General features: G+C 39.1%; 7 protein-coding genes. 4 read left to right on the top strand and 3 right to left on the bottom strand.

What is annotated here, in order from left to right; genetic code table 11:
* Nucleotides 1-472 precede the first annotated feature (472 nt).
* Nucleotides 473-868, bottom strand: coding sequence for a nuclear transport factor 2 family protein (locus ACIQXP_RS15895; protein ID WP_402758779.1), 396 nt, complete (start codon nt 866-868; stop codon nt 473-475).
* A gap of 478 nt (nt 869-1,346) precedes the next feature.
* Here ACIQXP_RS15895 and ACIQXP_RS15890 point away from each other — a divergent pair, with 478 nt between their 5' ends.
* On the top strand, nt 1,347-1,793 hold the full coding sequence (locus ACIQXP_RS15890) for a hypothetical protein (protein WP_387505861.1): 447 nt from the start codon (nt 1,347-1,349) through the stop codon (nt 1,791-1,793).
* Nucleotides 1,794-1,914: 121 nt separating this feature from the next.
* Here the strand turns inward: ACIQXP_RS15890 and ACIQXP_RS15885 are convergent, their stop codons facing one another.
* Together ACIQXP_RS15885 and ACIQXP_RS15880 are read right to left on the bottom strand one after the other, a co-directional pair.
* Entirely contained in the window at nt 1,915-3,246 is a 1,332-nt protein-coding gene (locus ACIQXP_RS15885; RefSeq protein WP_387505862.1) for a hypothetical protein, read from the bottom strand.
* A 161-nt stretch (nt 3,247-3,407) separates the two neighbouring features.
* On the bottom strand, nt 3,408-3,905 hold the full coding sequence (locus tag ACIQXP_RS15880) for a hypothetical protein (RefSeq protein WP_387505863.1): 498 nt from the start codon (nt 3,903-3,905) through the stop codon (nt 3,408-3,410).
* Nucleotides 3,906-4,191: 286 nt separating this feature from the next.
* Between ACIQXP_RS15880 and ACIQXP_RS15875 the strand changes: the two genes are divergently transcribed.
* The 3 genes from ACIQXP_RS15875 to ACIQXP_RS15865 all read left to right on the top strand — a co-directional run bounded on the left by ACIQXP_RS15875 (nt 4,192) and on the right by ACIQXP_RS15865 (nt 11,263).
* Nucleotides 4,192-6,267, top strand: coding sequence for an FUSC family protein (locus ACIQXP_RS15875; protein ID WP_387505864.1), 2,076 nt, complete (start codon nt 4,192-4,194; stop codon nt 6,265-6,267).
* 764 nt (nt 6,268-7,031) lie between these two features.
* Nucleotides 7,032-7,691, top strand: coding sequence for a GDSL-type esterase/lipase family protein (locus ACIQXP_RS15870; RefSeq protein WP_387505865.1), 660 nt, complete (start codon nt 7,032-7,034; stop codon nt 7,689-7,691).
* Between the two features lie 653 nt (nt 7,692-8,344).
* Nucleotides 8,345-11,263 carry a triple tyrosine motif-containing protein gene (locus ACIQXP_RS15865; RefSeq protein ID WP_387505866.1) on the top strand — a complete coding sequence of 973 codons (2,919 nt, stop codon included), beginning with the start codon at nt 8,345-8,347 and terminating at the stop codon, nt 11,261-11,263.
* Nucleotides 11,264-11,410 lie beyond the last annotated feature (147 nt).

The raw sequence follows: 11,410 nt of genomic DNA, 5'->3' as shown, positions 1-11,410 counted from the left end.
AACTAGAAATGACGAAAGTTCACCCTGTCTTTTATACTAACGTTTTAAAAATAAACTTTAGTTTTAAATCATTTGATTAACCAAAGGAAATGACGGATGATCGGATGGAGAAATTTCTAGGCATATCATTGCGAACTGAAAGGTAGGGCTGTTGCGATGGCGTGAAGCAATCTTTTTGGTCACGGGTCGGATGACCGAGGTCGGGAAGTTAGGGTGCATAATCAAAAAACTTACGTCATTGCGAACGGAAGGACAGGGATAACGGGATGGCGTGAAGCAATCTTTTTAGGAAGTTATTAACGCGCTAAATTTAAATGGAGCGACGTTCTGCGCTAGAATGGCTTTCCTTTACTTATAGATCCTTGCGTTGTTCTCTTTTTAGCGTCCATTTCAGTAATAACGGATTGATAATTAGTTCAAACAAGATAGTGAAAATAGCTTCCATGTTTTTTAAATTATCATCAATTCAATACTAACTTATATCCGTTAATTTAATAACCTTACCGCTTTCGAATAAAAAGACCGATCTGCCCGAAAGGTTTAGTGCCTCGCCTGCTTTAAGACCATTGGGAAGGTTTATAGCCAATACGGCATGATAATCAATTTCTATTTCTACTTCCTGTGCAGTATGTTTGATTGATTTAATGCGTTGTTCCCTTGTTTTAAAATATGTTTTTGCCTGTTCTGCCTGCTCTTTAAAAGCAGCTATACCCTTTAGTGACATATTGGTTTCGTTATTCTCAACATTTTCAAAAACTACGTTTTCATCAAAATTTGCAACCATATTGTCTACATCAAAGTTGTTATAGGCTTCAATATAGTTTCTAACGATTTCTTCTTCTAAAGGCATAGTATCGGTCGGTATCAAGCTATATAATGTTTACTTCGTACTAAATTGGACGTCGAATTAAAGATATCAGTATTTGGTGATCCGTGCAAGTGATAGGAGGACACAATTTGGGTTGATCTTCTATTAAGCTCTACTCGTTCGTCATCCTATAGTTATCGGATCTCGCGCATGCGGGAATCTTAATGGTGTTGTGTTTTACCGCCAAGAACACGAAGAAATCAGTCTGAAAAATTTCGTCATTGCGAACTGAAGCGAAGGGCTGTTGCGGTGGCGTGAAGCAATCTTTTTAGCGGAATATCGAAGGTGATCGTCACCCTGACCTGTAGCGCAGCGGAAAGCTACGCAGTAAATTTATTTCAGGGTCTCTCCAATAATTAACATATCCGTATGCACTATTAAAATTCTTCTTTTAGTGCATTTTTTAAGCAGCTTAATTATAAATTTTTGCTATATTTATATCGCGAACACAGTTAGGCATTTATTTAATTTTTTTAGAATGCAACTAACTAAAAATCAAATTGCTTTAGCCGAACTTAAGTTCGGTTATCACACACTCAAAAGGCCGGTAAATGTAAACCTGGCTCAAAACTCAACTCAATTTTTAAAACAGCTCCGCGGCAAACCATCATCTGGTAAAGCCTGCGATTGGTATGTGCTGTTTGTAAACCAAAACCACGAGGTTTTTTGCTGGCACAAACTAAAGCAACAGGCAAAACCCATTAACTGCATACAGCAACTGGCAGGCTTGGCTGTTGCCTGCAATGCTTATGGTGTACTGGTGTTAAACTATTGCGATGTTAAAAACATTAAGGTTAACCCACTCGATGAACTTTTTGTAAGTGCCTGTTTTAATACCTGCGCAAAGCTAAACATCGAAATTATCGATTATGTTATCTGTAATGCACAAACGCATTATAGTTTTAGGGATGGGTACAGGGATTGAAAACCTACTGGGCTGTTGAGAGACAGCCCAATGTATAGTGTTATGGCTTTATAGCAAGTCTGACCATTGCATGGGCTAGTGAATTAAGTCTTGCACTCGGTACTGAAATCGCCCAAGATAATTAGTCGGTTTTCTTTTTACGGATTTTTTTTTCGACCATTTTACCTGTTTCAGGATTGTTTTCAATTACATTAGTTGTTGATATTTGCTTTTTCTTTTTTACCTGTGACATTAAATCAAAAATAGGTCGTTGAGGTATCTCAATCACCTTATAATCATCATTAAATAACTCTTTGTAAATTGATTTAAACTCTTCTTGCTCTCTTATCTTGGTAAAAAGTGGCCATTCTTGATAGAAAGATTGTTTAACCTCTCCATCTGCCCCAATTTTTCTCATTAGTACAAAAGATTCATCGTATTTTTTACTTATTATACTCACGGCAAGTTTAAACGTATAACCTGTAGAGCTCCAATCTTTTTGATTTAAGCACTTTAAAGCCGATTCATCATCATTTTGCAAATATTTTGATAATGCTGCGTTAATTATAAAAATGCTTTTAGACTGGTCATCAAAATGTGCTTTTTGTTTACAGGCAAAATCGAGAAGTATGTCAGCGATCTTAAATGATTTACTTATCAATAAGTTATAACATATTGTATTTAAGGAGTCGTCAGCATCTTCTAATTTTTCTGGTAAAAACTTACGCCATAAAGTATGAGTTAATTTAGAACAGATTTCGTATAAAGTCAAGTAGGCTGATTTAAAGTATTCAATGCTGACTTTTAATTCTTGTCCAACCTTGGATTTTGATTCTATATCATTTTGAGCACATACGGATAAGTATTGGCTGGATACCACGCCATCACAATGAACCAATAAGTTTCTTCTCTCTGTTATTTCTATAAAACTTTTCCATATTGGGAGGTTCGTTCTTAGGTTTAGTTTGAATTTATTCTCTAAATAATCAAATTGTTCTGAATGACTTTTTCTTAAAACGGTTTCCACTTCTTTTTCTATTATATATTCTCTTGCATCGCTGATACTACTCATTTCAACCAATTGTGAAAACGTTAGATTTCTATCCGAACCATTTAATATTTCAGGCTTTAACTCAAATAAATACCTTAAAAGTCGATTAAGAAATGCATCGTATTGAGATATAAGTGAGACAAATAAACTTGAAGGTATTACTTTGCTAGCTAGTGCTGATATTGCAGCATTGCTTTCTAAGGCATCAAAAATTTTGAGATCCGAGGGTTTAATAGCGATACCTGGTTTACCATCTTTATCAATCACTTTTTCTGTTTTCTCTTCAAGAAAATCAGTAAGTGCTTTGTCTGCTTGAATAGCAAACGAGCCAAAGAGCATCATTGTTAAAGGTAAAGTATCATGTATAGAGTCTATGTGCCTTATAAAATGGGTTAGGTTGGACTCAAAATCTTTTTCTTTCATATTTGAGAGTTTCAATTTTAATTTACCAAGGTATGCATTTCAATTAATTTATATAATTTTCAAGTCAAAACTTTCTCTTAATAGATCAGGTTGAAAATTAATACCTAAGCAAATTCCAATATATATCCTACAGCTTGCTCTAGTATCCAAATTTTATATTATTAATGCCTCCTTGGAGCTGATCTTGTATGCGGACTTACATAAGTTCCGTTTTTTCGCGTATAGCCTTTTACATGGACGGTTCCTCCTGATGAAGTATTTGATCTACTTGTGGAACTGGATGATGAAGATACGCTTGATGGATAATTCTTGATTAGTCTACCATATCGATATTGTATAACAGGTATTCCATCATACACGTAACCATACTCATTCGTAAATTTAAGATTGTCAGCTTGTTCTTTAGAAAGCTTCTTTAATTTTTTCCAGGTTCTAAGTTTCGCGCTATAGCCTGTAATGGATCCATATTTTATTAATGCATTTTTTGTACCTCCTGAGTAAACAAAAGCTTTGCCCGGTGCTATCGAAGATGATTGATCGATTCCATCTAACGCACTGGATATTGGAGTTTCTGCATCAGAAACAGTGAGGTAGTAATTTGTTGTACAGCTTGAGAGCATCAGTAATGCTGCAAAGAATAAGAGGTTGAAGTGTTTCATATTAAATTAGTTATTATTATTAAGTCCACTAATGTAAATACCAAAAAGAATGCGGCAATACGGGAAACCGTACGCCACGTTTTCCCTTTCTCCCACCTCTCCGTAGTGTTCAGCGTAGCGTCACTACGGCGTAACACAAAAGATTAAATTATGAACACACAATTACTCTTCTAAAATCCAAAGAACAAATCGGTATCTGGTTTTCTCCAGCCATTTGCTATGCATGCATTATAAATGTCTTATCTTTGCCACGTTCATCATTTTATCCGCATTCATACACCTGTTCATGGGCAAAAACAGCATCGGCTCTACCATTTCGTATTTCTTTTTAGGCGAGTACTTTTCTGATGCCCTGCGCACCACCATTACCGTGGTATTACCCATTATTTTATTCTTTTACCTGGGCAACCCGGAGGCCGCAAAAGGAATAGGGGTTGGTGCTTTATTGATCAGCCTGACCGACTTGCCCGATAACCGGCTGAATAAACTGAAAACTGCACTGTGGAGTATCCTGGTCTTTTTTGCCACTACGCTGGTGGTTTCATCGGTTTTGGATCATGTTTACCTTACCGCAGTTGTGGTGATTATCGCTGCTTTTAGCTTTTCGATGTTTGCCGTATACGGGCAGAAACTCTCACTGATCGGCACCATGGCCTTGATTGTATGTACCTTTGTGATGGGGCTTCACCCTGCAAATCCACTACATTTTAGCAGTTATATGTTGGTGGGCGGGGTTTGGTATTATATGATCAGTTTGATCCAAACCTTGCTGCGGCCTTACCGTTCGCTTCACCATGCCATTTTCGAATGCCTGATGAGCAGTGCTGCATTTTTAAATGCCAAAGCGAAAAATTATGATGTGGATGTTCCGCTTGATCTGCAACAGAAAGAAGCGATCAAACTGCACATTAAGGTGAACCAGAAACATGAGCTGATCCGCAATTTGTTGCTGACCGATAAGTATGCTATGGATCCCGATAATCCAAAAGGCCGGTTGTTGTTAGAGCGGGCAAGGTTGCTGATTGATTTATATGAGCAGCTGAATGCGGTACATTATGATTATGCTTTAGTGCGCAAAACTTTGGCTACTGGTTCCAGTCTGCAACTGATTGCCGGCTTGATTAGATTATTGGCCAGAGAGCTGGAACAATTGGGCAGGCATGTGCGCTCGGCAAAGGCTTATAGAGGAGAAGTAGCCACAAACATCGAGTATCAGCAGAAACGCATCATGTTATTGGAAGAGTTGGAACGTTTAAACGAAAACCAACGAAAAATTGTGTTAAAGGTGCTTTCGAACATGAACGATATTGTGCGCATTATCGAAATGATACGGGGCAACGAGCGTGTACCAGAAAAGGAGCAGCAAGAGTTAAGCGGCACCATCTCTTACCCGCTGTTTATTACGGGCGACCGTTTTTCCATTAAGGAACATCTGACCTTAAAATCGCCCATCTTCAGGTTTTCGCTGCGGCTGGCCATTTGTTTCCTGTTTGGTTTTTTGCTCATCTGGCAGCTGGAACCCAGCAAATACAGTTACTGGCTTTTTTTAACACTGGTTATCGTCGCACGGCCTAAATTCTCCATCACCTGGAAACGGAATTTACAGCGTTTAAAGGGGAGTATGGGGGGCGTTGTCATCGGGCTGATCATTGTCTATTTTGTGAAGAGTCCGGCGGTGCTGTTGTCTTTTTCAGTTATTTTTCTTTTGGGTTTTTATGCCTTTAACCGTTTAAACTATACGGTAAGCGTGTTATGTATTACCCCCGCGGTTATTTTAACCCTGGGCAGTTACCAGGGCCATTTCGATCACCTAGTGCATGATCGGATTATCTTCACCGTACTGGGCTGTGTAATTGCCATTTTTGCTACCTATTTGTTCCCGATTTGGGACAGCCAACAGCTCAGGGCTAAAATCCTGGATGCATCAAAAGCCAGTATCCACTACCTTGAAGTAGCAATACAAAACCGGATGGATAGGGATGAAAATCAATCGCGCATGGCGCGGAAAAATGCCAATTTAAGTTTATCTGCCCTAAGCGAAGCGATTGAATCGGCCAGCCAGGAACCCATGCGGAAACATATTGATTTTAATGGTTTGTATGGGGTGCAGTCGGTCATATACCAGATTAATGCCATTATCACTTCAGTATACCTTTCTGTTAATCATAAGCCGGAGCAGGCCGATCCATTCTTGGTTAAACAAATTGTGAGTAATCTGAGTAATGAAGAGACATTTGATGTGTTATCGGGCATTGGTGGCATGGACGTAAATGATGACGATCATTCTACCGGGCAGAAACTGGCGCACATTGCCGCTTTATCGTTTGAATTTAAAAGGTTGAGTGCCGGTTTCAGGGGGTAAATTTAATTGTTTGTTTGAGCGGAGTCGATGGTCCTGTCGCTTGTCCATAGATTGCTTTGAGTGGTTTTTTGAAAATGAAAGGGCAGTAGGTCTTGGCAGCCGGTAGTCCTGCTTTCCATTGCAAGTCCTCTCCCGATGAAGAATCGGGATTGCGGGCTTTCCATTCCAATCAGGTTTATTCACAAAGTTCGTCGCTGGTTTTCGACGATAAATTTAATTTTTTGTCCGTCTGAGCGGAGTCGAAGACCCTGCCAATCGTCAATTTTTGATTGTAATCTATCATAAAAAGATCTTTCTACGAGCTACCATTGAAAGAATCCACTTCGTGGTCGTCATTCCCGCGCATGCGGGAATCTTAAAGCACTTGCATTACGATTCCCAATCAAGTTGGGAATGACGATCTCTCGAGAGATTATACCTACTTAAAATTTATCTGTCAAGCATATTGATTTTTATACCATAAATTATTCCTCAAGGATGACAGCGGGAGGGAAGCCAGAAATGAAGTCTCTTCTTATCATCGTCGTTGGGGGAAGGCTTTTTCAGTCGACAGCCTGTCCCGATTTTCGGGGAAGCAATCTTTATGGTAAGGGTCACTATTGCAATTTTACACCTGCATGAAAGATTGCTTCGTCGTTCCTCCTCGCAATGACGATTTTTTCTTTGGAATCTGTTAGGTTTTGAATAACCGCGTAATAAATTTGATTGAATTGATTGTAAAAAACAGGATATTGGTATATTGTCGACCTTATAACCTGATTGGTATGAAAAAAATATTTTTAAGCTTTTTTTTAATTTCTCTTTTAACCATAACCACTTTTGCGCAAAATAAACCCAATTTCTGGAATGATGTACAGGTGATTAAAAAGTACGATCAGATGTATAAACCACCCGTTCATCCGGTACTGTTTGTAGGCAGTTCATCTATCCGCAAATGGGACGATTGTACACAGATTTTTGCCAAATACAATGCTTTGAACCGCGGTATAGGCGGTGCCGTGATTAATGATATTACCTATTATTTAAACGATGTAGTTTTTCCTTATCAGCCAAAACAGATTGTATTGTACGTGGGCGAAAATGATTTGCCAAATGAAACGGTAACACCTGATACGGTACTCAACCGTACCATTAACCTGTATAAAGCCATCAGAACCAAACTGCCAACGGTGCCTATTGTTTACATTTCGATTAAACCAAGTCCGAGCCGGGATAAGTTTAAAGAAAAAGCAGTAGCATCTAACGCATTGATTAAACAGTTCTTTGCCAGCGAGGCCAATACTACCTTTGTTGATGTCTATCCTTTAATGTTAACCAAAGATGGAAAATTAAGACCCGAACTTTTTGTGGAAGATATGCTGCATATGAATGCTGCGGGTTATGCCATCTGGAGGAAAGCGGTTGAACCGCATTTGTTGAAGTAGATTTTTGAGTCTGAAAGCGCGTGTTGGAGGTCCGAAGACTAAATTTGAATACCAACAGGAAATTCCGTCATTTCGACCGGAGTGCAACGGAGTGGAGAAATCTATGGTAAGAATGTTAAGATTAAAATTTATTTGCATCAGGTGATCAAAGTGTATTGGAGTAATGTTACGATGCAATCGTTAAGCTATTGATGCACGCGTTAGAAACGCGCGCAAGTTTAATGAATAATCTAAAGCACATCCTAGTAGCGATCGTTGTAAGATTGCTTCGTCGGCTGAAAAAGCCTCCTCGCAATGACGACCTCTTGCAGCCCACCATTTGCTACAAATAAACCACAGTCTCCAATAAGCTAGCCCCGATTAAACGGAAAGCCCACAGCGCAGCGAGGACTTGTAGTGAAAGCGGGACCGGAGCCGGCCTATTAACCACAGGTGGTGCGCTTCAAAATAATAGGAAGACTAAAGCTGAAAGACCAAAGCAAAAAGATTAGATGTTCAAAGATGTCTTTATAAATGGTGCGCATTAAACGATGCAATCGTTAAGCTACTGATGCACCCGTTTGAAACGCACACAAGCGGTTGAAATTAAGACAGGCTTTACCAGAATTAAAATTATATATTTATTATTGCGTTTTAACTCCTCCCTAACCTAAATGAAGAGACTTTTACTGGCTATATTATTCTTCTCAACTGCTTATTCTACCCATGCACAGTTGCTATTGGGCATACCGCAGGTGGTAAACTACAATAACGAACAATATAATGGCGGTATCCAGAACTGGGATGTAGAGCAGGATAAAAATGGCATCCTATATTTTGGTAATAATGAGGGGCTGCTTACTTTTAACGGCCGCTACTGGAACCTGTTTAAGTTACCCAACTTTACCTCCGTGCGTTCGGTGGGGATCGATTCCAAAAACCGCATTTATGTTGGCGGACAAGATGAGTTTGGCTATTTCTATCCAAATGCACAGGGTGTTTTAATATATACTTCGCTGTTAAACCTGTTACCTGAAAATATGCGGAAACTGGCCGATATCTGGGGTGTTTCAGTGGTTCGGGATGAGGTGTTTTTTAGGTCGATACATGCTATTCTGCATTATAAAGATGGCGTAATTAAAAGTTATAAAACCAATACCACCTGGATGTTTATGGGTACCGCAAAAGGCAAAATCTTTTCGCAGTCGTCTGATTCGGGCCTCATGTTTTACGATCATGGCATGTGGAAACCATTTTGTAAGGACAGTGTTTTAAACCGCTCCGGTATAACCGCTGTATTGCCCTATAGTGGCGATACTTTACTGGTTTCGATGTTAAAAAAAGGATTGTTTTTGCTTATTAACCATCAGCTAAAACCTTTAAGCAGTAGTTTAAACCAGGTATTTTTAAATGAGCGGATTTATTTTGCCACCCAGCTCAGTTCAGATTTATATGGGGTGGCCACCACTTCTGGTGGGGTATACATCATGAATAAAAAGGGTAATCTGGTGCAGAAATATAACTATAAAGAGGGCTTACAGAATAACAATGTAAGGGGTATACTGCTGGATAAGGATAAAAACATGTGGCTGGCGCTTGATGATGGGATTGCTTATGTGGCCATAAACAGCGCCGTGAAAAGTATTTCTCCCGACCGCAATAAACAGATTACCAGTTATGCTTTCCGTAAATATGGCAAATCGATTTATATTGGTACTTCAAATGGTCTGTACCAGGCCAAAATTAATACGGCAATGCCCGATTTAAGCTATTCGCCGGCTAATTTCGAAGAGGTAAAAAACAGTAAAGGACAGGTATGGGGACTGGATGAAATTAATAACCAGCTGTTAATGGCACATGAAGATGGAACCCTGCTGGTGAAAGAAAATGTTGCTACCCCACTGTATAGCTCAATCGGTACCTGGATGTACCAACCCATAGATAATGTTTATCCGAGCAAAGAGGTAATAGCCGGTACTTATGCCGGACTGCAGGAACTCACTTACGATGGAAGCCGCTTTATAAATGGTGGTAAAATTGCCGGTATTAACGAAACCCTGCGTTTTATTGTGGCAGATAACAATAATCCTGACCAAATCTGGGCTTCACATCCTTATCATGGCGTATATAAAATAGAACTCAATCCCGATCATAAAAGTGTTCTGCGTACTACGTTATTCTCTGACCGGGATGGTTTGCCAACCAAGCTCTACAATTATGTATTTCATATTAAAAACAGGGTGGTCATTGCCACTACTAGTGGAGTTTTTGAATATCATGCAGGTAACAAAAAGTTTATCCGTTTTAAATTGTTCGGCTCAGCCCTTAACCGTATTCCTATTCAATATCTGAAGGAAGATAACGACGGTAATATCTGGTTTATTACCAATAAAAAAGTTGGCGTAATCGATTTCCATAGGCCCAGTGGAAAAAATCCGTTCAGTATTTTATACCTGCCCGAGCTGAATGGAAAAGTGGTTGGTGGTTTCGAATCGATATATACGCCCGATAGCCAGAATATATTTATCGGGGCCAATAAAGGAGCTTACCATATCAATTACAAAAAATATATTCAGAATATAACCCGGCCAAATGTGGTATTGGGGACCGTAAAATTAATGGGCAATAAAGATAGCGTAGTTTTTGGCGGCTACTTTGTGAATAAAGGAAATATTGTGCCTAAACAGGATTTGAATGAAATACCTGAATATGTAAACAGCCTGAATTCGATCCATTTCGAATATGCCTCTACGCTTTTTGAGCACGATAAAAACATTAAATTCAGTTATCAACTTGCCGGCTTTGATAGCGAATGGTCTGCATGGAGCACGAAAAGCGAAAAAGATTATACCAATTTGCCAGCCGGAAAATATACGTTTAATGTTAAGGCGAGTACTGGTATCAGTAACGAATCGGAAGTGGTCAGTTACACTTTTGTGGTGCTGCCAGCCTGGTACAATACCATTTGGATGCGGATTTTTTACCTCATTTTAATTGTAATTGCGCTTAAATTAATTATCAGGTGGCAAAAAAATAAACACATTAAGGAGCAGGAGCGCATGAGTTACCTGCATCAGCTGGAACTGGACAGAAACGAAAAGGAAATTGTGCGGCTGCAGAATGAAAAGCTTGAAGCCGATGTAAATTATAAGAATAAAGAACTTTCTACCATGACCATGCACCTGGTGCAGCGGGGTAAGGTTTTGGCCAAAATTAAGGAAGTGATATCTGCGGTAATTAAAAACCACGACCTTAATGAGAGTTCGCCAAGTTTCAGGCACCTGATCAGGTTGATTAAGGATGTAGAAAAGAAAGACCAGGAACTGGACCATATGAGTGTGCACTTTAACCATGTAAACACTGAATTCTTTACCCGGTTAAAAGATCTTTATCCAGACCTAAGCCAGAATGATCTGAAATTTTGCGCTTATCTGTCTATGAACCTTTCTTCAAAAGAAATGGCACAGCTAATGAACGTGACGATTAAAGCAATTGAGGTAGGCCGTTACCGCCTTCGAAAAAAACTCCAGCTAAAGCCGGAAACCAATTTGTACGAATTCCTGATTGAAATAGCACGACAAAAAATGCCTTAAACGTATGTTTTTATTACAAAAGCATTTATTTTTAATGCAATGTTTAAATGACTGTAATATAGGTTTTTATATTCATCCTGTAGGGCTTATGTAGGCCTGTTCTTCCGTTTATTTTGCCCTTTTTAAGGCTACTGTATGGTTTGTGTA

This window comes from Pedobacter suwonensis, from assembly GCF_044762335.1.
Lineage (GTDB): Bacteria > Bacteroidota > Bacteroidia > Sphingobacteriales > Sphingobacteriaceae > Pedobacter.
Note: the sequence above shows the minus strand (reverse complement) of the source record. Positions and strands in the feature narration are given on the sequence as shown.